Origin of the sequence: Streptomyces sp. NPDC001678, assembly GCF_042892945.1 — a bacterium.
In the GTDB taxonomy this organism is placed as follows: Bacteria; Actinomycetota; Actinomycetes; order Streptomycetales; family Streptomycetaceae; genus Streptomyces.
This window is the reverse complement of sequence record NZ_JBIAUP010000008.1, coordinates 142,648-166,467: the sequence shown is the minus strand read 5'-3', so window position 1 is coordinate 166,467 and position 23,820 is coordinate 142,648. Positions and strand designations below refer to the sequence as shown.

General features: G+C 69.9%; 18 protein-coding genes. 12 read left to right on the top strand and 6 right to left on the bottom strand.

Features of this window, described 5'->3' with window-relative positions:
- The first annotated feature begins 140 nt into the window (after positions 1–140).
- From ACFYZR_RS18955 to ACFYZR_RS18945, 3 genes are all read left to right on the top strand, one after another.
- Entirely contained in the window at positions 141–437 is a 297-nt protein-coding gene (locus ACFYZR_RS18955) for a hypothetical protein (RefSeq protein WP_391911604.1), read from the top strand.
- A gap of 121 nt (positions 438–558) precedes the next feature.
- A complete protein-coding gene (locus ACFYZR_RS18950; protein WP_391911602.1) occupies positions 559–900 on the top strand; it encodes a hypothetical protein in 342 nt (113 codons plus the stop codon).
- A 130-nt stretch (positions 901–1,030) separates the two neighbouring features.
- Complete coding sequence (locus ACFYZR_RS18945; RefSeq protein WP_391911600.1) at positions 1,031–2,353, top strand: hypothetical protein; 1,323 nt, start codon at positions 1,031–1,033, stop codon at positions 2,351–2,353.
- Positions 2,354–2,404: 51 nt separating this feature from the next.
- On the opposite strand, the gene ACFYZR_RS18940 is transcribed toward ACFYZR_RS18945, so the two are convergent.
- From ACFYZR_RS18940 to ACFYZR_RS18920, 5 genes are all read right to left on the bottom strand, one after another.
- Positions 2,405–3,349 (bottom strand): FG-GAP repeat domain-containing protein, encoded by a 945-nt coding sequence (locus ACFYZR_RS18940; RefSeq protein WP_391911598.1) that lies wholly within the window; start codon positions 3,347–3,349, stop codon positions 2,405–2,407.
- A gap of 137 nt (positions 3,350–3,486) precedes the next feature.
- The gene (locus ACFYZR_RS18935) at positions 3,487–4,377 is read right to left on the bottom strand and encodes an FG-GAP repeat domain-containing protein (protein WP_391911596.1); all 891 of its coding nucleotides are present in this window, start codon (positions 4,375–4,377) and stop codon (positions 3,487–3,489) included.
- 162 nt (positions 4,378–4,539) lie between these two features.
- A complete protein-coding gene (locus ACFYZR_RS18930; protein ID WP_391911594.1) occupies positions 4,540–5,508 on the bottom strand; it encodes an FG-GAP repeat domain-containing protein in 969 nt (322 codons plus the stop codon).
- Positions 5,509–5,692: 184 nt separating this feature from the next.
- Positions 5,693–6,586 (bottom strand): FG-GAP repeat domain-containing protein, encoded by an 894-nt coding sequence (locus ACFYZR_RS18925; RefSeq protein WP_391911592.1) that lies wholly within the window; start codon positions 6,584–6,586, stop codon positions 5,693–5,695.
- A gap of 175 nt (positions 6,587–6,761) precedes the next feature.
- Positions 6,762–10,589 carry a GH92 family glycosyl hydrolase gene (locus ACFYZR_RS18920; RefSeq protein WP_391911876.1) on the bottom strand — a complete coding sequence of 1,276 codons (3,828 nt, stop codon included), beginning with the start codon at positions 10,587–10,589 and terminating at the stop codon, positions 6,762–6,764.
- A 527-nt stretch (positions 10,590–11,116) separates the two neighbouring features.
- Between ACFYZR_RS18920 and ngcE the strand changes: the two genes are divergently transcribed.
- The 9 genes from ngcE to ACFYZR_RS18875 all read left to right on the top strand — a co-directional run bounded on the left by ngcE (position 11,117) and on the right by ACFYZR_RS18875 (position 23,294).
- Positions 11,117–12,547 (top strand): N-acetylglucosamine/diacetylchitobiose ABC transporter substrate-binding protein, encoded by a 1,431-nt coding sequence (gene ngcE, locus ACFYZR_RS18915; protein WP_391911590.1) that lies wholly within the window; start codon positions 11,117–11,119, stop codon positions 12,545–12,547.
- Between the two features lie 9 nt (positions 12,548–12,556).
- Positions 12,557–13,474, top strand: a complete 918-nt coding sequence (locus ACFYZR_RS18910; protein ID WP_391911588.1) for a carbohydrate ABC transporter permease — start codon at positions 12,557–12,559, stop codon at positions 13,472–13,474.
- Positions 13,474–14,400 (top strand): carbohydrate ABC transporter permease, encoded by a 927-nt coding sequence (locus tag ACFYZR_RS18905; protein WP_391911586.1) that lies wholly within the window; start codon positions 13,474–13,476, stop codon positions 14,398–14,400. Before ACFYZR_RS18910 ends, ACFYZR_RS18905 begins: the two co-directional genes overlap by 1 nt.
- A gap of 204 nt (positions 14,401–14,604) precedes the next feature.
- Positions 14,605–15,804 carry an ROK family protein gene (locus ACFYZR_RS18900; protein ID WP_391911874.1) on the top strand — a complete coding sequence of 400 codons (1,200 nt, stop codon included), beginning with the start codon at positions 14,605–14,607 and terminating at the stop codon, positions 15,802–15,804.
- 303 nt (positions 15,805–16,107) lie between these two features.
- On the top strand, positions 16,108–17,214 hold the full coding sequence (locus ACFYZR_RS18895; protein ID WP_391911584.1) for a substrate-binding domain-containing protein: 1,107 nt from the start codon (positions 16,108–16,110) through the stop codon (positions 17,212–17,214).
- Between the two features lie 4 nt (positions 17,215–17,218).
- Positions 17,219–18,022, top strand: coding sequence for an ATP-binding cassette domain-containing protein (locus tag ACFYZR_RS18890; RefSeq protein ID WP_391911582.1), 804 nt, complete (start codon positions 17,219–17,221; stop codon positions 18,020–18,022).
- The gene (locus tag ACFYZR_RS18885; protein WP_391911580.1) at positions 18,019–19,299 is read left to right on the top strand and encodes a sugar ABC transporter permease; all 1,281 of its coding nucleotides are present in this window, start codon (positions 18,019–18,021) and stop codon (positions 19,297–19,299) included. The genes ACFYZR_RS18890 and ACFYZR_RS18885 overlap by 4 nt, the downstream gene beginning before the upstream one ends.
- 233 nt (positions 19,300–19,532) lie before the next feature.
- The gene (gene dxs, locus ACFYZR_RS18880) at positions 19,533–21,566 is read left to right on the top strand and encodes a 1-deoxy-D-xylulose-5-phosphate synthase (RefSeq protein WP_391911578.1); all 2,034 of its coding nucleotides are present in this window, start codon (positions 19,533–19,535) and stop codon (positions 21,564–21,566) included.
- A gap of 201 nt (positions 21,567–21,767) precedes the next feature.
- A complete protein-coding gene (locus ACFYZR_RS18875) occupies positions 21,768–23,294 on the top strand; it encodes an amino acid permease (protein ID WP_391911576.1) in 1,527 nt (508 codons plus the stop codon).
- 40 nt (positions 23,295–23,334) lie between these two features.
- On the opposite strand, the gene ACFYZR_RS18870 is transcribed toward ACFYZR_RS18875, so the two are convergent.
- The gene (locus ACFYZR_RS18870; RefSeq protein WP_391911574.1) at positions 23,335–23,760 is read right to left on the bottom strand and encodes an NTP pyrophosphohydrolase; all 426 of its coding nucleotides are present in this window, start codon (positions 23,758–23,760) and stop codon (positions 23,335–23,337) included.
- Positions 23,761–23,820: the final 60 nt, after the last annotated feature.

Sequence of the window (23,820 nt, the reverse complement as noted above, 5' to 3'; positions counted from 1 at the left end):
CCCACCCATCACCCTCTGGGGGCATTTCACAACACGACCGGGTGATAGGGGGATTGATGAAGTGTTGTGCATTCATATGCGGGTTAGGCTCCCCGGCGGGATCGACGCGACGGTGTCGTCCCAGAGGGAGGGATGAGTCCATGGGATCCGCCGTGACCTTCGGGGAGCTCGGCCGGCTGTACGGCGAGGAGCTGCCCGCGCGGATCGCCCTGTCGAGCCTGCTGCCCGCCGGAGCCGCCGCCGGCGCGGGCGCGGGCGCCGACCACCATCCCGTCTATCCGGCGCTCGTGAGAACCGAGCACGGCACGATCGTGGCCTACGCCTGCCAGTACAAGGAGAACCCCGGCAGCCTCGGCCTCCTCGCCGCCCTGGGCCTGGCGCCCAGCACGCCCGGCTACACCATGACCTGTGTCCCGGCGGCCGTTCACAGCCGCTGACCACCCCAGCACGCGCCACCGCCTCAACCCCAAGGACTCCGCCCCCGGCCGATCCGGCGGGAGCGGCATGCCCGGGCGCCGTTCGGCGCGCCGGGAGTGGACACCACAGAAGGGGAACGCAATGGACAACGCCATCAGCGCCATCAGCTTCGAGGAACTCGACCGGATCGCGGGCGAGGTGCTGCCCGAGCGGACCGTCATGGGCGTCATCGCCACCCCGCTCAACCTCGTCGGCCCGGGCGACCCCGGCGCCGGCGCTGCCTCCGGCAGCTCCAGCTCCGCGGCTGCCACGGGCGGCGGCGTCTTCGCCCCCGTTCCCCACGACCACGGCACCACCATGCTGTCCGCCTGCCAGTCCATCGACCGGCAGGGCACCCCCGGCCTCCTCGGCTCCCTCGGCCTGGGCTCCGAGAACCCGACCGCCAGCGTGGTCTGCACCCCGGCGGCCGTGGCCAGCCACTGATCGGCCACCCGATCGGTCACTGATCGCCTGACGGACCCGCCCCAAGCGTCCGGGGAAGGGCCGGGACCCGCTTGCCCGGTCCCGGTCCTTCCCCGCCGCACCCGCCATTTCCGGATCCCGGAGGACGTCCATGTCAGCGCCCTGCGCCACACCCACCCTGGTGGCCGGCATGGAACTCGTCGGCGAGTTCGAGGGCTCCGGCTACCGTGAGCCGCCGCAACTGGTCTGCCGTCCCGACGGCCAGATCGTCCGGCTCCCGCCCTTGCTCTACCAGGTGGTACGCGCCCTGGCCGGCCCCCTGCCCCCCGGTCCCGGGCCCGCCATGGCCCGGATCGCCGCCGACCTCTCGGAGGAGACGGGCCGGCGATTCACCGAGGAACACATCGTCTTCCTCATCGACAAGAAACTCGCGCCGCTCGGCATCACCACCTACAGCGACGGCTCGCCACCGCCCCCGACCACGAAGAACGACCCGTTCCTCGCCTTCCGCTTCCGGCTGGCCGTGCTGCCGGAGCATGTCACGTGGTTCCTCTCAGGCCTCTTCGCCTGGCTGTTCCGCCCGGCGGTCGTCGTTCTCGGGCTCGGCGCGTTCGTCGCGGGCGAGGCATGGCTGTGGACGACCCAGGACACGGGTGCCGCGCTGCGGGACGTCCTCACCTCACCGGCCGACGTCCTGCTCGTCGTCCTCCTGGCCGTCGGCTCGTGCGCGTTCCACGAACTGGGCCACGGCGCGGCCTGCCGCTACGGCGGCGTCCGCCCCGGCGCGATGGGCTGCGGCATCTACCTGGTGTGGCCCGCCTTCTACACGGACATCACCAACTCCTACCGGCTGGGCCGCACGGGCCGTATCCGCGCCGACCTCGGCGGCGTCTACTTCAACGCCGTCTTCGTCCTGGGCCTGGGCGCGCTGTACGCGACGACCGGCTTCCAGCCGCTGCTCGTCGCGATCCTCTCCGTCCACCTGGAGATGATCCAGCAACTGCTCCCCACGCTGCGGTTCGACGGCTACTACATCGTCGCCGACCTCATCGGCATCCCTGATTTGTTCAAGTACATCGCTCCCATCCTGCGGCGGGTGTTCCTCCGCCGCCCGCAGGACGACCGGCTGCGGGCCCTGAAGCGCTGGCCGCAGGTCGTGGTCGCGGTGTGGGTGCTCTTCCTGGTGCCGGTGCTGTCCCTGCAACTCGGCCTGGTGCTGGTGAACTTGCCGGAGCTGCTCGTGGCGGACTGGCGGACGATCGCGTCGCTGATGGAGCACGCGGGAGCGTCGGGTGCGTCCGGCACGTCCGGTGCTTTCGGCGACCAGGTCTTGACCATGGTCGCCGCCTGCCTTCAGGCGGTGCTGCTCGTCCTGCCGTTGGCGGGGCTGGCGCTGGTGGTGGGACGGCCGGTGCGGGCGCTGGTCCGGCTGGCGTGGCGACGGCCGGGGCGCGTGCGGGCCGAGCCTGCGTGAGGCGGACGGCCCCACGCAGGCGGGTCACTTGCTCAGCGCGAGCCGACCGGCTCAGAACATCGTGTCGTACTGGCCCCAGCCGCCGCCGATGCGCACGCGGTTCTGGAACGGGTCGTTCTGGTTGCCGTTGCCCTTGTAGAGCCACAGGACACCGGACTTGTCGCGAGCGAGCAGGTCGCTGCGGTTGTCGAGGTCCACGTCGCCGCTGGACACCAGCATGTCGTACGCGTCCCAGCCGCTGCCGACCTTCACCCGGCTGGCGAAGGGGTCGTTGACGTCGCCGGTGCCCTTGTAGAACCACAGCACGCCGTTGCGGTCCTTGGCGACGATGTCGGCCTTGCCGTCGCCGTTGAGGTCGCCGCGGCCGACGATGTCGGTGTACTGGTCCCAGCCGGCGCCGACGCGGACGCGGTCACCGAGCGAGCCGTCGGGACGGGCCACGTACAGCCACAGCACACCGGACTGGTCCCTGGCGATGAGGTCGGCCTGGCCGCTGCCGCCGAGGTTGCCCGGGGAGGTGATGCGGTTGTAGATGTTCCAGCCGCCGCCGATGCGCTGGTGGGTCGCCGGGACGTCCTTGCTGCCGCCGTGGACGTAGAACAGCGATCCGTCGATCGTCCGGAGGTAGTGGGACTCCGCGAGGCCGTCCTGGTTGAGGTCGACCTGGACGGTGGAGGTGACCCCCCGCCAGTCCGTGTTGAGGACCTTCCGGTCGGAGAACCCGCCGTGGCCGTCCGGGAAGTAGCGGTACAGGGTCGTACCGCTGACCGCCATCAGCGGGAAGCGGGGGGCGTCGGCCGGCGACTCCGAGACGGGTGCCTTGCCCGCCGTCACCGGGGCGACGGACTGGGCGGCCTTCTGCAGGTCCTGAGCGGACGGAGCCGGGGCGTCGGCGGCGGCGGTACCCGCCGTGGTGCCGATCAGGGCCGCGGCTATCGCCGCGGTGGCGAGACGCGACAGGGCACGTCTGCGCTTGTGCCCGGAAAAGTGGGCCATATGGCTCTCCTGTATGAGAATGACGCGACATCCACGGGTTCGGGGTGCCGCGATACGTCGGGATCCTGCCATACGGCTCTGACAAGGGCCGCACCTACGGTTCGTCAGGTGCGGCCCATGGTCACGTCGGAGAGGGATCAGAACAGATCGTTGTACTGGCCCCAGCCGCCGCCGATGCGCACACGGCTCTCGAAGGGGTCGGTCTGGTTGCCGTTGCCCTTGTAGAGCCAGAGGACGCCGGACTTGTCGCGGGCGAGCAGGTCGCTGCGGCCGTCCAGGTTCACGTCACCGGTGGCGATGAGCTTGTCGAAGATGTTCCAGCCGCCGCCGACCTTGACCCGGCTGGCGAAGGGGTCCTTGTAGTCGCCGGTGCCCTTGTAGAACCAGAGGTCGCCATTGCGGTCCTTGGCGAGCATGTCGGCCTTGCCGTCGCCGTTCAGGTCACCCTTGCCGACGATGTCGGTGTAGATGTCCCAGCCGCCGCCGACGCGGTAGCGGTCGCCGAGGGTGCCGTCGGTACGGGCCTGGTAGAGCCACAGCACGCCCGACTTGTCGCGGGCGAGGAGATCGGCCTCCTTGGTGCCGCCGACGTTGCCGGGGGAGAGGAGGCGGTCGTAGATGTTCCAGCCGCTGCCGATCCGGATGGGAGCGGGCTCGGCCGCCCCGTCCTTCCCCTCGGGCGAGTAGACCAGCGTGCCGTCGGGCGTCCGGACGTAGGCGCTGTCGTAGTACCCGTTCTGGGCGTGGTCGACGTTCACCATGGCGGTGACGTCGCGCGAGTCGGCATCGGTGATCTGCTCCCGGTCGCCGAAGCCGCCCTGACCGTTGGGCGCGTAAACGAAGACCTCGCCGGTCGACTTCGTCGCCTGCAGCGGGAAGTACGGCGCCGCGACGGTCGGCCGGTAGTCGGGGGACGGACCGGTGGCGGCGGCGGTGCCCGCCGTGATGCCGGTCAGGGCCACGGCTATCGCCGCGACAGTGAGGCGCGAGAGGGCACGTGCGCCCTTACGGCCAAAGGTGTGGGCCACCTAGTACTCCTGTGATGAGAAAAGACGCGGTGCCCCTGCCGGGGACCGCGAGACGCACCGGATCATTACACAGGGCCTTCACATGCGGAGGGCCGCACCCCCGTTGGGGGTGCGGCCCCTGTGCCGCGCCGTGCCCCCGCGCATCGCAGGGGGGCTGATGGATCAGAACATCAGGGAGAATTTGTCCCAGCCCGGACCGATCTTCGTGCGGTTCTCGAAGGGGTCGTTCTGGTTGCCGTTGCCCTTGTAGAGCCACAGCACGCCCGACTTGTCGCGGGCGAGCATGTCGCTGCGACCGTCGTGGTCGAGGTCGCCGATGCCCACGAGCTTGTCGAACATGTTCCAGCCGCCGCCGACCTTGACGCGGCTCTCGAACGGGTCCTTGTAGTCGCCGGTGCCCTTGTAGAACCAGAGGTCGCCGTTCTTGTCCTTGGCGACGATGTCCGCCTTGCCATCGCCGTTGAGGTCGCCGCGGCCGGTGATGTCGGTGTACTGGTCCCAGCCGGGGCCGACGCGGAAGCGGTCGCTCAGGGTGCCGTCCGGGTGGGCCAGGTAGACCCACAGCACACCGGACTTGTCACGGGCGAGGAGGTCGGACTCACCGGCGCCGCCGAGGTCACCGGGGGAGAAGATGCGGTCGTAGGCGTTCCAGCCGCCGCCGATCATCTTGTTGCCGGCCTCGCCGGTGTACTCCAGCTGGCCGTCGGCGTGCCGGACGTACCAGCCGTCGCTCTCGCCGTTGCGGTCGTGGTCGACCTGGGTGGCCTCGGTGAAGTTCTGCCAGCCGGAGTCGAGGAACCAGGCGTCCTTGAAGCCGCCGTTGCCGTTGGCCATGTACAGGTACACGAGGCCGTCGCGGTCGGCCGCGTAGAGGTCGAACTGGGGAGCGGCTGCCGTGCCCTTGCCGTCGGCGGTGGCGGCACGCAGCAGCCCGGAGCGCGGCTTGGGGGCGTTCTTCTTGGCGAGCTGAGGCGCCTTCTTGGCCTGCTCGTGTGCCTTGGCGGCAGAGGTGCCCGCCGGGCCGTCGGCGGATGCGGTCGCGGCCGTGGTGGCGACCAGCGCGGTGGCTATCGCCGCGGTGACGAGACCGGACAGCACGCGTCCACGCTTACGGCCGGAGAGATTGCCCATGTACTTCTCCCTTGGAGGTGATTCAGGGGCGATGCCCGGAGCATCGCGACACCTTGATCATTGCCCCAAGGTTCACGTACATCAACTGACTTTTCGGGAGTTGAGCATCACACCTGGGGCCGCACTCGTCACGAATGCGGCCCCAGGTATCACGGCTTCCGCGCGGCGCGGGTGTGAAGCAGGATCAGAACAGGTTGTTGTACTGGTCCCAGCCGCCGCCGACCTTCACACGCTTCTCGAAGGGGTCGGTCTGGCCGTCGTTGCCCTTGTAGAGCCACAGGACGCCGGACTTGTCGCGGGCGAGGAGGTCGCTGCGACCGTCGCCGTCGACGTCACCCGTGCTCACGAGCTTGTCGTACTGGTTCCAGCCGCCGCCGACCTTGACGCGGTCGGAGAGGGGGGCGTGGGACTCGCCGGTGCCCTTGTAGAGCCAGAGGTCGCCGTTCTTGTCCTTGGCGACGATGTCGGCTCTGCCGTCGCCGTTGAGGCTGCCCTTGCCGACGATGTCGGTGTACTGGTCCCAGCCGGGGCCGACGCGGTAGGGGTTCTCCAGGGTGGCGTCCTGGCGGGCGTTGTAGAGCCACAGCACGCCCGACTTGTCACGGGCGAGGAGGTCGGACTCCAGCGAGCCGCCGAGGTCGCCCGGGGACAGGATGCGGTCGTAGACGTCCCAGCCGGGGCCGATCACCTTGCTGCCACGGACGCCTTGGTACACCAGCCGGCCGTCGTTCTGCTGGTGGTACCAGCCGTCCATCTCGCCGTGGTGGCCGTGGTCGACGGTCGCGGTGTCCGTGACGCGCGGCGACGAACCGTAGGAGCCGGATGCTTCGCGGTCCTCGAAACCGCCCCGGCCGTTCGGCCGGTACATGAAGATGTCCTGGACATCCTTGGCGTCCTGGGCGTGCTTGGTCGCGAACAGCGGGAACCGGGGGGCGCCGGCCGAGGGTGCCACGGACTTCGGAGCGGTGTCGGCGGCCGCGGTTCCTGCGGTGAGGCCGACCAGGGCGGTGGCGATCGCGACGGTGCCTGTCAGGCCGGACAGTGCGCGCCCGCGCTTGCGATCGGAGAAAAAGCTCATTTTATGCCCCCCATGGCTGAATATCGTGGTGCTGCGCCCCGTGACGGGTCGTAGCGATACTTCCATGATCATCCTATGAAATCTTGGGATTTCCAAGAGGCTTTCGGACACAAAGGGCCGCGGCCCTCAATGGGGGCGCGGCCCGTGCGTGGTCCTCCGTGTCAATGACGTCGGCTCAGCCCGGCGCCCCCAGCAACTCCACCTCCGCCAGCGTGGCTTCCTGGCCACCTGTCACCTCCAGGCGCCAGTGGCGGTAGGCCGCCGGGGTGCGGAGGGCGAAGACGTGGGTCTGGCGGTCCCAGGTGAAGGTTTCGGCCGTGCGGCGGTCGACCTCGGTCCAGGTGGTGCCGTCGGTCGAGCCGCGGAGCACCCAGCCGGTCGGGGCCTTGGCGCGGTCGGCGGAGGTGAGGGTGTAGGACGTCACCCGGGAGTTCGGCGACGTGTCGAACGTGGCGGTGGTGAAAGACGCCGACGTACGGGACGTGTCGTCGGTGAGGGCCGAGCCGTCGTGGGCCGTGACGTCGGTCAGCGGCGTCGGCACCTTGTCGTCGCGCGTCAACGACGTCGGGCCCGCGTCCGGGCCCGTGGCCCAGGGGGACGGGCGGGGGCCCATGGCGAAGTCCAGGGTGCCGCCCCTGGACAGCAGGGCGTGGGGGAGGGCGGTGCTGTTCCACGCGCGGCCGTTGACGCGCAGGCCCTGGACGTAGACGTTGCGGGCGCTGTTGCGGGGGGCGCGGATCACCAGGTCGCGGCCGTTCTCCAGGTGGACGGTGGCCTTGGTGAAGAGGGGCGAGCCGATCGCGTACTCGCCCTGGCCCATCACCAGCGGGTAGAAGCCGAGGGCGCTGAAGACGTACCAGGCGGACATCTCGCCGTTGTCCTCGTCGCCGGGGTAGCCCTGGCCGATCTCGCTGCCGAGGTAGAGGCGGGAGAGGATCTCGCGGACCTTCTCCTGGGTCTTCCAGGGCTGACCGGCCGCGTCGTACATATAGGCGATGTGGTGCGAGGGCTGGTTGCTGTGGCCGTACATGCCCATGCGGACGTCCCGGGCCTCGGTCATCTCGTGGATGACGCCGCCGTACGAGCCGGCGAACTCGGGGGCGCCCGTCTCGGGGGTGGCGAAGTAGGTGTCGAGCTTCTTGGCCAGGCCCGCGCGGCCGCCGTGGAGGTTGGCCAGGCCCCGGGTGTCCTGGGGGGCGGTGAAGGCGAAGTTCCAGCCGTTGGTCTCGGTGTAGTCGTTGCCCCAGACGCGCGGGTCGTAGGAGGCGGGGGGCAGGCGCCAGGCGCCGTTCGGGTCGCGGCCCTGGAAGAAGCCGACGCGGTCGTCGAAGAGCTTGACGTAGTTCCGGGCACGGTTGAGGAAATACGCGGACTCCTCGCGGTAGCGCTCCTTGTGGGTCTTCTCGTAGAGGGCGCGGGCCATCCGGCCCAGGCCGAAGTCGTTGAGGTAGCCCTCGAGCGCCCAGGACAGGCCCTCGCGGGTCTTCGTGCTGGTGTAGCCGAGGAAGACGGAGGTCTCCATGCCCTTGCGGCCGGTGCCGGGGCTGTCCGGGGCGACGGTGGCGTTCTTCAGCGCCGCCGCGTACGCCGCCTCGGCGTCGAAGGGGACGCCCTTGACGTAGGCGTCGGCGAAGGCGACGTCGGAGCTGGTGCCCGTCATCAGGTCGGCGTAGCCGGGGGAGGACCAGCGGGAGATCCAGCCGCCGTCCTTGTACTGCTGGACGAAGCCGTCGATCAGCCTGCCCGCCCGGCGGGGCGTCAGCAGGGAGTACGCGGGCCAGGTGGTGCGGTAGGTGTCCCAGAAGCCGTTGTTGACGTAGATCTCGCCGTCGACGATCTCGGCGCCAGTCGTGGTCGGGGTGTTCTCGCCGGCGGGCGGGGAGAAGGGGCTGGCGTAGCGCGGCCGGGGGTGGGTGAGGGTGCCGGTGTTCTCGAATCCGGAGTTGGGATAGAGGTAGATCCGGTAGAGGCTGGAGTAGAGGGTGGTGAGCTGGTCGCGGGTCGCGCCCTCGACCTCGACGCGGCCGAGGAGGGTGTCCCAGGCGGTCCGGGCGCGGGTCATGACCTGGTCGAAACCGGTGCTCGCCGGGATCTCCTGCTCCAGGTTGGCCCGGGCCTGGTCGGTGCCGATGAGGGAGGTCGCCACGCGCAGGGTGACCGTACGGCTCTTGCCGGGCGCGAAGCGCAGATAGCCGGTGACGGCGTCGCTCCCGGTGTCGCCCTTGAGCTTGCCGCTCGAGATGACGGGCGCGTCGAAGACGCCGTGGACGAAGAGGCGCCCGGCGCCGGTGGACAGCCCGCTGCGGACGTCCGAGTAGGCGCTGAAGGAGCGGTGCTCGGGATCGAGGGTCAGCCCGCCGCGGTCCTTGATGTTGTCGAGGAGGACGCTCGCCTCGTCCGAGGGGAAGGTGAAGCGGATCATCGCGGCGTGGTCGCCGGGCGTGATCTCCGCCTTGAGGCCGTTCTCGAAGGTGACGGCGTAGTAGTGGGGCCGGGCGGTCTCGTTCTCGTGCCGGAAGGGCAGGGCGCGGGCGGCGCGGGAGGCGGGCGGGACGCCCGGAGAGGCCGAGGGCATGAGCTGGAAGGTCTGCCGGTCGCCCATCCAGGGGCTGGGCTGATGGCTGGCGGAGAAGGCCTGGAGGGTGGGGAGGTTGTCGGCGTTGTTGGTCGCCGCGTACTGGTAGAGCCAGTCCGTCACGCCCGCGTTGGTGACGGGCGTCCAGAAGTTGAAGCCGTGGGGGACGGCGGTGGCCGGGAAGGTGTTGCCGCGGGAGAAGTTGGAGCTGGAGTGGGTGCCGCGGGTGGTGACGGCCCGGTCCGCCGGATGGGCGACGGGCGGCTCCTGGGGGGCCGGGGCGAGGGAGATGTCGTCGACCCAGCCGCGGAACTTCGCCGGGCCCACGGGAGAGTCGTAGGCGAGGAGCACGCGTTCGACGGTCTTGCCCGCCGCCACGGCCCCGATGCGCGACTCCTTGTTGTTCCACTGGTTGACGTAGAGCGTCTTGGAGGCGGCCTGGCCCTGTGGGGTCAGCCGCGCGCCGTGCTGGTCGACCGCGCCGAGCTCGCTGAGGTAGGTGCCGTCGGTGAAGGCGAGGTCGAGGGCGACATGGGTGGCGGGGTAGCGGGCGTCCGGCTCGGGGAGGGCGGGGAAGATCTTGTAGGAGAGCAGGGTTCCCGGGGTGACGCGCAGCCGGGTCCGGAAGATCTTGTTGTACGAGTAGGCGTGGCCGGTGGCCTGGTGCATGCCCCCGTAGCGCAGCGCGTGGGTGCCGGTGAAGCCCGCGCGGGCCTTGGCGGTGGGGGAGCCGGTGGGGCCGCGGTCGATGTGGCTGCGCATGTCGGCGGGCGGCGGGGTGCCGGTGTCGCCCGCCGCCAGCTGGAACTCGGCGAGCTGGGTGACGGGCTCGCCGTTGTTGCGGGTTATCTCCAGCCGGTACTGGCGGTAGGGGCGGGTCCCGGAGGAGGAGAACTCCCGGGTCTGGAGCCGCTTTTCGAAGGTCTCGCCCTGGCGGGTGTCGAGCACCTGCCAGCCGCTGCCGTCGTCGGATCCCTTGAGCGTCCAGTCCCGGGGGTCGCGGCCGGGGGCGTCGTTCGCGGAGGTCAGGGCGTAGCGCACGGCCTTGACGGGCCGGTCCAGCTCGAATTCCAGCCAGGCGGTGCGTTCGAAGGCGAGCCATTTGGTCGCGCTCTCGCCGTCGACGAGGTTCTCCTTGACCTCGCCCGCCTCGGCGTGCTCGCCGCTGGCGCGGACGGCGGTGACCCGGTCGGTGACATTGCCGGGGATGCCGCTGGTGTCGTCGCCGTCGACCCCGGCGGCGCGCGGGCGGCCGTCGCGGCCGGTCTCGACGGTGTCGGTCCAGTCGGGTCTGGGGTCGCCGGGCTCGAAGGAGGAGGCGAAGCGCTCGTCGGCGGCTGAGGCGTCCGAGGCGGCTGCGGCGGCCGCGGCGGCCCGGGGCGGCGACGCCCCGACGATCTGACCCTGCGTGACCTGAGCCCCCGTCATCAGTACGGTGGCCACCAGGAGCGCCGTGGGACGGGCGAGCGTACGCCATCTGCGGTACCCGAAACCCGTTCGCATCCCTTTTGCCTCTCCGCTGAAGCCGGCACGGACGGCCGGACGACTCAGACAACGTTGTCACCCATGTCGCGCAGTGTTAAGTAGTGCGTGAGACACCAGTGGTGTCAAGGGTCTCGGGGCTGGTGTCGCCGGGCGGGCCCCAGGGGGATCCCGGGGGCCTTGGAGGGGCGGCCGGAGAGGTCTCAACTCGGGAAAGACTGACGGTCAAAGCCGCTTTCGATCTTGCCCAGTTGATCGGAGTGGACTATACCTGTCGAACAGTCCGGGCGGTCGTGGCCGCTCTACGGACCAGGGGGAGAGCGGCGCACGAGCACGCCGCGGGGGATTCTTCCCGGAGCGCACCCAGCACCAAGCTTCAACTGACCCGCGGTGTCGGGCCCTTCGCCGGTGACGAGTTCGCAAGGGGGAGACCGGTGCACCGCCTGAGTCCTGGAGAAGGCGAGGACTTGAGCATGGGAACCACCCCGGAATTCAGCCGGCGCGACCTGATCAAACGAGCCGCGGCGATAGGCCTGATCGCGGTGCCGACGATGAGCGTGCTGAGCGCCTGCGCCAGCGGGGACAGCGGCGACGGGAACCAGGTCGACAAGGGCGAGAAGAGCGACAAGAACCCGCTCGCGGTCAATGGGAGCGCCGCCCTGGACGTCGTCATCTTCGACGGCGGTTTCGGCCAGCAGTACGCCAAGGACGCCGAGGCCGAATACCAGAAGGCCTTCCCCAAGGCCCAGGTGAAGCACTCCGCCACCCAGGAGATCCAGACCCAGCTCCAGCCCCGGTTCAACGGCGGCACCCCGCCGGACCTCATCGACAACTCCGGTGCCAAACAAATGGACATGGGCACCCTCGTCGCCAAGAAGCAGCTGACCGATCTCAACGCCCTGCTGGACGCGCCCTCCTATGACGACCCGTCGAAGAAGGTGCGCGACACCCTGCGCCCCGGCGTCGTGGAAATGGGCCAGTTCGACAGCAGCGAGACCTGGGTCCTGTACTACGCCTACACGGTCTACGGCGTCTGGTACTCGAAGACGAATCTGGCGAAGCTCGACGCCCAGTACCCCGAGACCTGGGACGACATGCTCAAGGTCTGCGAGGCGGCGAAGAAGAAGGGCATCGCCGGCTGGACGTACGCGGGCAAGTACCCGTACTACCTGCCGTTCAGCCTCTACCCGTTCATCGCCAAGATCGGCGGTGTCGAGGTGCTGAGGAGAATCGACAACCTGGAGCCCAACGCCTGGAAGGACCCGGCCGTCAAGGCCGCCTTCGAGGCCTATTACGAGCTGTACAAGAAGGGCTACATCCTCCAGGGCACCCCGGGCCTTACGCATATCGAGTCGCAGACGGCGTGGAACGAGGGGAAGGCACTTTTCCTCCCCAATGGCTCCTGGGTCGAGAACGAGTCCAAGAAGACCACGCCCGCCGATTTCCGGATGGCCGTCGGCGCGCCCTCCGGTCTCGACAAGAGCGACAAGCTGCCGTTCGGCACCCTGTGGGCCTCCGGCGGCGAGCCCTTCATCGTGCCGAAGAACGCCAGGAACCCCCAGGGCGGCATGGAGTTGCTGCGGCTCATGCTGGGCAAGAAGTCCTCCCAGAACTTCATCAAGTCCGTCTCCTCGCTCACCTCCCTCAACGGCGGCACCGAGGGCCTGACCCTCCCGTCGGGCCTCGCCTCCTCCCAGGAGGCGCTCACCAAGGCCGGGAAGAACGTGGTCAACCCGCGCATCGGCGACTGGTACGTGGCCCTCCAGAAGGAGAAGATCGGCGTGGGGGCGCTCGGTGAGATGATGGCCGGCCGGCTGACCCCCGACGAGGCGATCACCAAGATCCAGCGCTACGCCGACGAGACCGCCAAGGACGACTCCGTCAAGAAGTACCGGCACAAGTGAGCGGCGGCCATGCAGCACGGTAAGTACCGCTTCATCGCGGGATTCCTGATCCTGCCCCTGGCGCTCTACGGCATCTTCGTCATCTCGCCGTTCGTCCAGGCCATCTACTACTCCTTCACGGACTGGACCGGACTGAGCCCCGACTTCCGGATGACGGGGCTCAAGAACTACCAACGGCTGTGGAACGACGACGTGTTCTGGAAGGCCGTCGGGCACAACGTCCTGCTGCTGCTCGTACTGCCGGTGGTGACGCTCGGGCTCGGGCTGTTCTTCGCCTTCATGCTCAATGTCGGCGGCCGCCGGCGGAAGAACGCGGCGGTCGCCGGGGTGCGTGGCTCGGGCCTCTACAAGGTCGTCTACTTCTTCCCCCAGGTGCTGTCGATCGCCATCGTCGCCCTGCTGTTCCAGTTCGCCTACAACCCCAACAGCGGCGCCCTGAACTCCTTTCTGAGCGCCGTCGGCCTGGATTCCGTACGGCCGGAATGGCTGGGCGACCCCCGGCTCGCGCTGTGGTGCGTGACGGCGGTGATGGTGTGGAGCAACGTCGGCTTCTACGTGGTGCTGTTCTCGGCGGGCATGAGCGCCATTCCCCGGGACTTCTACGAGGCCGCCCTGCTCGACGGCGCCAACCGTCTCCAGACCTTCTTCCGGGTCACGCTTCCGCTGCTCTGGGACACCGTGCAGACCGGCTGGGTCTATATGGGCATCATGGCGCTCGACTCGTTCGCCGTCGTGCAGATCATGACCGTGGGTCCGGGCGGACCGGACTACTCCACGGAAGTGCTGTCCTTCTACCTCTACACCAAGGCGTTCCGCGACGGGCAGGCCGGATACGCCACGACGGTCGGTGTCGCCCTGCTCATCGTCACCATGATCTTCGCGGGCGTCGTGCTGAAGCTCGGCCGGCGCGAAAGGCTGGAGTACTGATGGCCGTGACGGCGGAACCCACCGGGGGGAGCGGCGCCGCGACACCTGGGGCCGGGAAGGCCGATCGTTCCGGGGCGCCCCGGCAGGGCGTGGGCCGTGAGGGCGGCGTCCTCAATGTCTTCTCCCACGGCGTGCTCTTCATCTGGGGCCTGATGGTCACCCTGCCCCTGCTGTGGGCGGTGATGAGCGCCTTCAAGACCGACAAGGAGATCTTCACCTCGCCCTGGGCGCTGCCCCACGGGCTGCACTTCGACGCCTGGGGCCGGGCCTGGTCCCAGGCGCACATGAGCGAGTACTTCCTCAATTCCGTGATCGTCGTGGCCGGTTCGCTCACCGGCACCATGCTGCTCGGGTCGATGGCCGCCTATGTCCTGGCCCGCTTCGAATTCCCCGGCAACCGTTTCATCTACTTCCTCTTCGTCGGCGGGATGAGCTTCCCGATCATCCTGGCGCTCGTGCCGTTGTTCTTCGTGATGAAGAACATGCAACTGCTCGACACCTACCACGGGCTGATCCTGGTCTACATCGCCTATTCGCTGCCGTTCACGATCTTCTTCCTCAGCGGGTTCTTCCGGACCCTGCCGACCTCCGTCGCCGAGGCGGCGCTGATCGACGGGGCCTCGCACACCCGGACCTTCTTCCAGGTGATGCTGCCCATGGCGAAGCCGGGCCTGATCAGCGTCGGCATCTTCAATTTCCTGGGCCAGTGGAACCAGTACCTCCTGCCCACGGTGCTCAACGTGGGGGACGACGACAAGAAGCTGCTGCCCCAGGGGCTGGTCGCCCTCGCGGTCAGCCAGGGGTACAAGGGGGACTGGTCGGGGCTCTTCGCGGGCCTGGTCATGGCGATGCTGCCGGTGCTGGCCGCGTACGTCGTCTTCCAGCGACAGGTCCAGGCGGGGCTGACGGCCGGGGCGCTGAAGTAGCCCGGAGCTCCCGCCGGGCCGGGTGGCCGGAAATGGCCTCCCGGCCCGCCCGGCCCTTACGCTGTGGCGTCGGACCCTTGACGGGACGGAAGCCCGACGGCTGAGCTTAGGGTTCATATGTTGTAGGGATGGCCGGGCTCCAGAGCCGTAGTCCGGCCTCGGGGCGGCGGTCGGGCCGGCCCGGTGAGGCGGGAGTGGATGGGCGTGGAGACTCCGGGGTCGCAGTCGTCGCTGCACCGGGCCAACCTGGAGCGGGTCGTACGCGCGGTGCGTATGGCGGGCTCGCTCACCCAGGCGGAGATCGCCCGGACCACCGGGCTGTCCGCCGCCACCGTCTCCAATATCGTCCGGGAGCTGAAGGACGGCGGGACGGTCGAGGTGACCCCCACCTCCTCCGGTGGCCGGCGCGCCCGCAGCGTCTCGCTCTCCGGTGACGCCGGGATCGTCGTGGGAGTGGACTTCGGCCATACCCATCTGCGGGTCGCCGTCGGCAACCTCGCCCATCAGGTGCTGGCGGAGGACGCCGAGCCGCTCGATGTGGACGCCTCCGCGGAGCAGGGGCTGCAGCGGGCCGAATGCCTGGTCAGGACCCTGATCACCAAGGCCGGGATCAACCCGCGCAAGATCGTCGGGGTGGGGCTGGGCGTCCCCGGCCCGATCGACGCGGAGTCCGGGGTGCTGGGCTCGACCGCGATCCTGCCCGGCTGGGCCGGCACCAACCCCCGCGACGACCTCGCCGAGCGCCTCGGCGTCCCCGTCCACGTCGACAACGACGCCAATCTCGGCGCCCTCGGCGAGCTGGTGTGGGGCGCGGGCCGGGGCGCCACGGACCTGGCGTACATCAAGGTCGCCAGCGGCGTGGGCGCGGGCCTGGTGATCAACGGCAAGATCTACCGGGGCCCGGGCGGCACCGCCGGCGAGATCGGCCACATCACCCTGGACGAGTCCGGCCCGGTCTGCCGCTGCGGCAACCGCGGCTGCCTGGAGACCTTCACCGCCGCCCGCTACATCCTGCCGCTCCTCCATTCGGCCCACGGCACCGATCTGACCGTGCCGCGCGTGGTGGAGCTCGCCCGCGAGGGCGACCCGGGCTGCCGCCGGGTGATCTCGGACGTCGGCCGGTACATCGGCAGCGGCGTGGCCAACCTCTGCAATCTCCTCAACCCCAGCCGGGTCGTTCTCGGCGGCGACCTCGCCGACTCGGGCGAGCTGGTGCTCGCGCCCATCCGCGAGTCCGTCTCGCGGTACGCGATCCCCAGCGCCGCCCGTCGGCTGGAGGTCGTGCCGGGGGCGCTGGGCGGCCGCTCCGAGGTGCTGGGCGCGCTGGCGCTCGTCCTCAGCGAGATGGGCGACTCGACCCTGCTGGACCCGGCCGGCCCGCCGCGTTCCGCGATACCGGCCTGACGGCCCTTCCGGACGCCGCGCGCGGCGTGCACAGTGCTGACAACGCGCCCAGTGCTGACGACGCGCGCGACGCGCGCGACGCGCACGGCGCTTTCGCGCGCTCCGGAGAAGACCGAGAAGACCGAGAAGGCCGGAAAAGACACGCCGACGCCGCGATGCGTCACCTCTTGAGTTCACACAGATAACGAATGGCATCGTTGCCATCTCGTTAAGAATTTACTTCTTGACGCTCCTATGGTGGCCGAGTTGACTTCCGCTCACCTCGGCCGCAATGGCGCGGCCTCGTCAGGGAGGTAACTGCGAGTGAACGCTCATCTGCGTCGCACGGCCGTGGCTTTGGCCGCCGTCTCGATGGCCGCCGGACTGGCGGCCTGTGGCAGTGCCAAGGAAGCGGGCGGCGGTACCGCGAAGAAGGAGAAGAAGGGCCCGCTGACCATCGGTCTGCTGCTGCCGGAGAACCAGACCGCCCGCTACGAGCGGTTCGACCGGCCACTGATCGAGAAGAAGCTCAAGGAACTCGCGGGCGCCGACACCGTCATCCTCTACGACAACGCCAAGCAGGACGCGTCCGTCCAGCAGCAGCAGGTCGACACGATGATCACCAAGAAGGTCGACGCCCTGATCCTCGACGCGGTGGACGCCAAGTCGATAGCGAGCTCGGTCAAGAAGGCCACCGACAAGGGAATCCCCGTCGTCGCCTACGACCGCCTCGCCGAGGGCCCGGTCAAGGCGTACACCTCCGTCGACAACGAGCGCGTGGGCAGGATCCAGGGCGAATCCCTGCTCAAGGAGCTCGGCGACAACGCCTCGAAGGGCGAGATCGTGATGATGAACGGCGCGATCACCGACCCCAACGCCAAGATGTACAAGGACGGCGCTCACGCCGTCCTCGACGGCAAGGTGAAGATCGGCAGGGAGTACGACACCAAGGAGTGGAAACCGGAGAACGCCAACGAGAACATGAAGGGCGCCATCTCCTCCCTCGGCAAGGACAATATCGTCGGCGTCTACTCCGCCAACGACGGCATGGCCGGCGGCATCATCACGGCCCTGCGCAGCGCCGGCTTCGACAAGCTCCCGCCGGTCACCGGCCAGGACGCCGAGCTCTCGGCCGTCCAGCGGATCCTCTCGGGCGAGCAGTTCATGAGCGTCTACAAGCCGTACCAGCCCGAGGCGGACGCGGCCGCCGAACTGGCCGTCGCCCTCGCCCGGGGCAAGGACGTCGGCGACATCGCCAAGGCCACCGTCAGCAGCGGCACCACCAAGAAGGTCCCCGCCGTCATCGTCACGCCCTTCGCCCTCACCAAGGCGGACATCGCGAAGTACGTCGGCCAGGCGGGCTTCTTCACCAAGGACGAGATCTGCACCGCCAAATACCGGGCGCAGTGCGACGCGGCCGGGCTGAAGTGAGGGGATGACGCACATGTCCGCTCCGCCCGTGCTGGCGCTGCGAGGGATCTCCAAGCGCTTCGGGGCCGTCCAGGCGCTCACCGATGTGGAGCTGGAGATCCACGCCGGTGAGGTGGTCGCCCTCGTCGGCGACAACGGCGCCGGTAAATCCACCCTGGTCAAGACCATCGCGGGCGTCGGCCCGGCCGACGACGGCGTCATCGAGTGGCAGGGCCGGCCCGTCACCGTGGACCGGCCGCACACCGCCCAGGAACTGGGCATCGCGACCGTCTACCAGGACCTCGCCCTCTGCGACAACCTCGACGTCGTCGGCAACCTCTTCCTCGGCCGGGAGATCGCCCGCGCCGGGGTGCTGGACGAGGTCGAGATGGAACGCCGCTCCCGGGAGCTCCTCGCCACCCTGTCCATCCGCATCCCCAGCGTCCGGATCCCCGTCGCCTCCCTCTCGGGCGGGCAGCGGCAGACCGTCGCCATCGCCCGCTCGCTGCTGGGCGAGCCCAAGGTCGTCATCCTCGACGAGCCCACCGCCGCCCTGGGCGTGGAACAGACCGCCCAGGTCCTCGACCTGGTCGAGCGGCTGCGCGAGCGCGGCCTGGGCGTGATCCTCATCAGCCACAACATGGCGGACGTGAAGGCCGTCGCCGACCGGGTCGCGGTGCTGCGCCTCGGCCGCAACAACGGCACCTTCGAGGTGCGGACGACCTCCCAGGAGGAGATCATCTCGGCCATCACCGGCGCGACCGACAACGCTGTCACCCGCCGCAGGGCCCGCACGACCGGGGACACGACCGGGGAGGGAACGCCATGACCGCCGATCTGTCGAAGGAAGGGCCGGCGGACACCCCGCCGCCCGCCGAGGCCGCGGCCCCGCCCGTCGACCCCCGGCTGCTGGTCCGCGAGGAGGGCTTCGCCGGTTACTGGAGCGAATTCCGCCGGAAGCTGCGCAGCGGTGAGCTGGGCTCGCTGCCCGTGGTGGTCGGGCTGATCGTCATCGGCCTGGTCTTCCAGCTGCGGGACTCGGCCTTCCTGGGCGCCGAGAACCTCTCCAACCTGTTCGTCACCGCCGCGGGCACCGGCCTGATCGCGGTCGGCATCGTCTTCGTGCTGATCCTCGGCGAGATCGATCTGTCGGTGGGCTCGGTCAGCGGCCTGGCCGCCGCCGTCCTCGCCGTGCTGGGCGTCCACCACGGCGTGCCCGAGTGGCTCGCCCTGCTGATCGCCCTGGTCACCGGGGCTCTCGCCGGGGTGCTCCACGGCTTCTTCTTCGCCCGGATCGGTGTGCCCGCGTTCGTCGTCACCCTGGCCGGCCTGCTCGGCTGGAACGGCCTGATGCTCCAGGTGCTCGGCTCCAACGGCACCATCAACCTCGACGACTCCGGGCTGGTCGCCGGTCTGACCAATCACTACTTCACCGACATCTCCGCCGCCTACGGGCTGGCCACGCTCGGTGTGGCGGTGTTCTTCCTGGCCTCCTGGCGCGAGGCCCGGCGGCGCGAGGCGGCCGGCGTCCCCAGCCGCCCGCTCAGCGAGATCGCGCTGCGCACGGCCGTCCTCGCGGTGCCCGCCTACGCGGTGGCCTGGCTCCTCAACCAGTACAAGGGCCTGCCGCTGGCCTTGGTGATCTTCCTGGGGGTGGTGGTCGCGCTGGACTTCGTACTGCGCCGCACCTCCTACGGGCGAAAGGTCTTCGCCCTCGGCGGCAGCGTCGAGGCGGCCCGCAGGGCCGGCGTCAACGTCGCGGCGGTGCGGATCTCGGTCTTCGCGCTGTCCGGCACGACGGCGGCGCTCGGCGGGATGTTCCTGGCCTCCCAGATCAACGCCGCCAACCAGTCCTCGGGCGCCGGCAGCCTGCTGATGAACGCCATCGCGGCGGCCGTCATCGGCGGCACCAGCCTCTTCGGCGGCCGGGGCTCGACCTGGTCGGCGCTGCTGGGCGTGCTGGTGATCCAGTCGATCGCCTCCGGGATGGCCCTGCTGGGCATCGCCTCGGCGGTCCAGTACATGATCACGGGCGCGGTGCTGCTGGCCGCCGTGGTGATCGACTCCCTCTCCCGCCGGACCCAGAAGACGGCCGGCCGGGTGTAGCGGACGTACCGGAACATATGGGCGAGGGGATTCCGGGCCGGATGGCCGGTCCGGGCCCCTCGTCGTGCGCGTCCGCCCGGCCTTCCATATGGTGTGTGATCTCGCTCCGCCGAACGCGTGAGATAGGTCGCATCACCCGTTCACCGCCATTGCAGGCGGATCACAGGCGGAACATTAGACTCGACGGACCGGCGAGCTCGACCAGGCTCGACAGCTCGAACAAGGAGGCACGGGTGGCGCTGCTGACCCGCATCAGGGAACCGCGCGATCTGGACCGGCTCACCCCGGAGCAGCTCGACCGGCTGGCCGCGGAGATCCGCACCTTCCTCGTCGACGCCGTCTCCAAGACCGGCGGACACCTCGGGCCCAACCTCGGCGTCGTCGAGCTCACCATCGCCATGCACCGGGTCTTCGACTCGCCCAAGGACAAGATCCTCTTCGACACCGGTCACCAGGCCTACGTCCACAAGCTGCTCACCGGCCGCCAGGACTTCTCGAAGCTGCGCGCCAAGGACGGTCTGTCCGGCTACCCCTCGCGCGCCGAGTCCGAGCACGACGTGATCGAGAACAGCCACGCCTCGACCGTCCTGGGCTGGGCCGACGGCCTCGCCAAGGCCAACCAGATCCTGGGGAGGAAGGACCACGTCGTTGCCGTCATCGGTGACGGCGCGCTCACCGGCGGCATGGCCTGGGAGGCGCTGAACAACATCGCCGTCGCCAAGGACCGCCCGCTCGTCATCGTCGTCAACGACAACGAGCGCTCCTACGAGCCCACCATCGGCGGCCTCGCCAACCACCTGGCCACCCTGCGCACCACCGACGGCTACGAGCGTTTCCTCGCCCGCGGAAAGGACCTCCTGGAGCGCACCCCGGTCCTCGGCAAGCCCCTCTACGAGACGCTCCACGGCGCCAAGAAGGGCCTGAAGGACTTCATCGCCCCGCAGGGCATGTTCGAGGACCTCGGCCTGAAGTACGTCGGCCCGATCGACGGCCACGACATCGAGGCCCTGGAGTCCGCGCTCCAGCGCGCCAAGCGCTTCGGCGGCCCCGTCCTCGTGCACTGCCTCACCCAGAAGGGCCGCGGCTACAAGCACGCCGAGCAGAACGAGGCCGACCGCTTCCACGGCATCGGCGCCATCCACCCCGACACCGGCCTGCCCGTCTCCTCCGGCGGCGCCAGCTGGACCTCCGTCTTCGCCGACGAGATGGTCAAGCTCGGCCAGGAGCGGGACGACATCGTCGCCATCACCGCCGCGATGATGCAGCCCGTCGGCCTCGGCAAGTTCGCCAAGGCCTTCCCCGAGCGCGTCTACGACGTCGGCATCGCCGAGCAGCACGCCGCCACCTCCGCGGCGGGCCTGGCCACCGGCGGCGTCCACCCGGTCTTCGCCGTCTACGCCACCTTCCTCAACCGCGCCTTCGACCAGGTGCTGATGGACGTCGCCCTGCACAAGTGCGGCGTGACGTTCGTCCTGGACCGGGCCGGCGTCACCGGCGACGACGGCGCCTCCCACAACGGCATGTGGGACATGTCGATCCTCCAGGTCGTCCCCGGCCTGCGGATCGCCGCCCCGCGCGACGCCGACCAGGTCCGCGCCCAGCTGCGCGAGGCCGTCGAGGTCAAGGACGCCCCCACCGTCGTCCGCTACTCCAAGGGCACGGTCGGCCCGGCCGTCGAGGCCGTCTGCCGCATCGGCGGCATGGACGTGCTGCGCCGCCCCGCCGACGCGACCGAGCGTCCCGACGTCCTGATCGTCTCCGTCGGCGCGCTCGCCCCGATGTGCCTGGAGGTCGCCGACCTCCTCGACAAGCAGGGCATCTCCGCGACCGTCGTCGACCCGCGCTGGGTCAAGCCCGTCGATCCGGCCCTGCCGGGCCTGGCCGCCGAGCACCGCGTCGTCGTCACCGTCGAGGACAACGGCCGGGTCGGCGGTGTCGGCTCGGCGGTCGCGCAGGCGCTGCGCGACGCCGGAGTGGACCTGCCGCTGCGCGACTTCGGCATCCCGCCGCGCTTCCTCGACCACGCCTCCCGCAAGGAGGTCATGGCGGAGATCGGGCTCACCGCCCCCGACATCGCCCGCCAGGTCACCGGCCTCGTCGCCAAGCTCGACGGCCGCCTCGACGGCGCCGACGAGACCGTGGAGGCGGTGGAGGTCGTGAAGGCCACGAAGGTCGTGAAGACGGCGAAGGTCGTGAAGGCCGCCGAGGTCACCGGCTCCACCGAGTCCTCCGAGGCGGGGGAGACCGCCGAGGCCGTCCGCGACTGACGGGACCGCCGCCGTCCCCAAGGGCCGGCCGCACCACCCTCACGGGTGGTCCGGTCGGCCCTTCCGCATGGATGCGCCTGCCCTCCATCGGGTGAATCCTGGGGGTGGGTGGCTGTGGCCGCCCGCATCACGCCCCGATCATCGCGGACACTCGCTCAGTTCGGGCAGGGCGAGCGACGCCGAGCAGGTGGAGGTGAGCCGATGAGCGCAGAGCGACCCGTCCGGAGCGACCGCGGCAGAAGCGGCATGTTCCGGACCAAGACGGTGGAGCAGTCCATCCAGGACACGGAGGAGCCGGAACACTCCCTCCGCAGGGACCTGTCCGCCCTCGACCTCACCGTGTTCGGCGTCGGCGTCGTCATCGGCACCGGCATCTTCGTCCTCACCGGAAAGGTCGCCAAGGAGAACGCCGGGCCCGCCGTGGCCCTCGCCTTCGTCCTCGCCGGTATCGTGTGCGGGCTCGCGGCGCTGTGCTACGCCGAGTTCGCCTCCACCGTGCCGGTGGCCGGGTCCGCGTACACCTTCTCGTACGCGACGCTCGGCGAGCTCCCCGCGTGGATCATCGGCTGGGACCTGATCCTGGAGCTGGCGCTGGGCTGCGCCGTGGTGGCCGTCGGCTGGTCCGGCTACATCCAGTCGCTGCTGGCCAATGCTGGCTGGCACCTGCCGGGGCCGCTGACCGGCGCCCATGGCGGCAGCTTCGGCTTCGACCTCCTCGCCGCCGTCCTCGTCCTGGTGCTGACGGCCATTCTGGTCGCCGGGATGAAGCTGTCCTCCCGGGTGACGGCGATCGTGGTCGGGGTGAAGGTGACCGTGGTGCTCATCGTCATCATCGTGGGCGCCTTCTTCATCAACGGGTCCAACTACGAGCCCTTCATCCCGCCGTCGAAGGGCACCGCGGGCGGCAACGGGCTCGCCGCGCCGCTCGTCCAGCTGATGTTCGGCTTCACCCCGTCCAACTTCGGCGTCATGGGCATCTTCTCCGCGGCCGCCGTGGTCTTCTTCGCCTTTATCGGCTTCGACATCGTGGCCACCGCCGCCGAGGAGACCCGCAACCCCCAGCGCGACCTGCCGCGCGGCATCCTCGGCTCCCTCATCATCTGCACCGTGCTCTACGTGGCCGTGTCCATCGTCGTCACCGGTATGCAGAAGTACGACAAGCTCTCCACGAAGGCGCCGCTCGCCGACGCCTTCAAGGACGCCGGGCACCCCTTCTGGGCCGGGCTGATCAGCTTCGGCGCGGCCGTCGGCCTCACCTCCGTCTGCATGATCCTGCTCCTCGGGCAGAGCCGGGTGTTCTTCGCCATGAGCCGTGACGGGCTCCTGCCCCGCTTCTTCTCCACCGTCCACCCGCGCTTCGGCACGCCCTACCGCTCCACGATCCTCCTGGGCGTCGTCGTCGCGGTCGTCGCGGGCTTCACCTCGATCGACGTCCTCGCCGAACTCGTCAACATCGGCACGCTGTTCGCCTTCGTCGTCGTCGCGGCGGGCGTGGTCGTCCTGCGCCGCTCCCGCCCCGACCTGCCGCGCGCCTTCCGCACCCCGTTCGTCCCCTACGTCCCCGTGCTGTCGGTGCTCGCGTCGCTGTGGCTGATGCTCAACCTGCCGGCGGAGACCTGGGTGCGGTTCGCCGTGTGGATGCTCATCGGCGTCGTCGTCTACTTCGTCTACGGGAGGAGGATGAGCCGGGTGAGCCAGTCGCAGCGGAGCGGGCCGCCCACCGTCTGACCCGGTCCCGGTCCCGGACCCGGATCCGTGGGGCCGCGGCCTACGGGCGTACCGCCCGCGGCCCCACCACCTCGGCGCCCAGCGCCCTCACCCGCTCGCGCAGTTCCCGGTCCGCCGTGACGACCACACAGCGCCGCCCCGGCGCCCGCGCGGCGACCAGCTCCACGATCCGGTCGTCCCCGCTGCCGCGGGCCGCCTCGACGTTCACCCCGGGCGCCGGCGCGATGCCGCGCGCCGCGCCCTCGACCACCAGCACGATCTCCGGAGGGACGGCGGGCGCCGGATCCACCGCCCCCTCGGGAAGCCCCTCCCGCGCGTAGCCCGCCAGCAGGTCCCGCAGCCGCTCGGCCGCCCCGCGCCGGTCGCGCCACCAGCCGTCCGGCACCGAACCGACGACGTTGGCGGCGTCCACGACAAGAAGAGCGGAATCGGGGGTTCTGGGGGATTCCGGGGTCCGTGCGGTCATGGTGACGAGCTTGGCACGCCGTCAGCGGGCGGAATCCGCAGTGTTAGTGTCGAGGATCGA

What these genes read in the sequence shown, in the direction of transcription:
- ACFYZR_RS18955 (WP_391911604.1), top strand. Translation starts at nt 141, where the DNA reads ATGGGATCCGCCGTGACCTTCGGGGAGCTCGGCCGGCTGTACGGCGAG.
- ACFYZR_RS18950 (WP_391911602.1), top strand. Translation starts at nt 559, where the DNA reads ATGGACAACGCCATCAGCGCCATCAGCTTCGAGGAACTCGACCGGATC.
- ACFYZR_RS18945 (WP_391911600.1), top strand. Translation starts at nt 1,031, where the DNA reads ATGTCAGCGCCCTGCGCCACACCCACCCTGGTGGCCGGCATGGAACTC.
- ACFYZR_RS18940 (WP_391911598.1), bottom strand. Translation starts at nt 3,349, where the DNA reads ATGGCCCACTTTTCCGGGCACAAGCGCAGACGTGCCCTGTCGCGTCTC.
- ACFYZR_RS18930 (WP_391911594.1), bottom strand. Translation starts at nt 5,508, where the DNA reads ATGGGCAATCTCTCCGGCCGTAAGCGTGGACGCGTGCTGTCCGGTCTC.
- ACFYZR_RS18925 (WP_391911592.1), bottom strand. Translation starts at nt 6,586, where the DNA reads ATGAGCTTTTTCTCCGATCGCAAGCGCGGGCGCGCACTGTCCGGCCTG.
- ACFYZR_RS18920 (WP_391911876.1), bottom strand. Translation starts at nt 10,589, where the DNA reads ATGACGGGGGCTCAGGTCACGCAGGGTCAGATCGTCGGGGCGTCGCCG.
- ngcE (WP_391911590.1), top strand. Translation starts at nt 11,117, where the DNA reads ATGGGAACCACCCCGGAATTCAGCCGGCGCGACCTGATCAAACGAGCC.
- ACFYZR_RS18910 (WP_391911588.1), top strand. Translation starts at nt 12,557, where the DNA reads ATGCAGCACGGTAAGTACCGCTTCATCGCGGGATTCCTGATCCTGCCC.
- ACFYZR_RS18905 (WP_391911586.1), top strand. Translation starts at nt 13,474, where the DNA reads ATGGCCGTGACGGCGGAACCCACCGGGGGGAGCGGCGCCGCGACACCT.
- ACFYZR_RS18890 (WP_391911582.1), top strand. Translation starts at nt 17,219, where the DNA reads ATGACGCACATGTCCGCTCCGCCCGTGCTGGCGCTGCGAGGGATCTCC.
- ACFYZR_RS18885 (WP_391911580.1), top strand. Translation starts at nt 18,019, where the DNA reads ATGACCGCCGATCTGTCGAAGGAAGGGCCGGCGGACACCCCGCCGCCC.
- ACFYZR_RS18875 (WP_391911576.1), top strand. Translation starts at nt 21,768, where the DNA reads ATGAGCGCAGAGCGACCCGTCCGGAGCGACCGCGGCAGAAGCGGCATG.
- ACFYZR_RS18870 (WP_391911574.1), bottom strand. Translation starts at nt 23,760, where the DNA reads ATGACCGCACGGACCCCGGAATCCCCCAGAACCCCCGATTCCGCTCTT.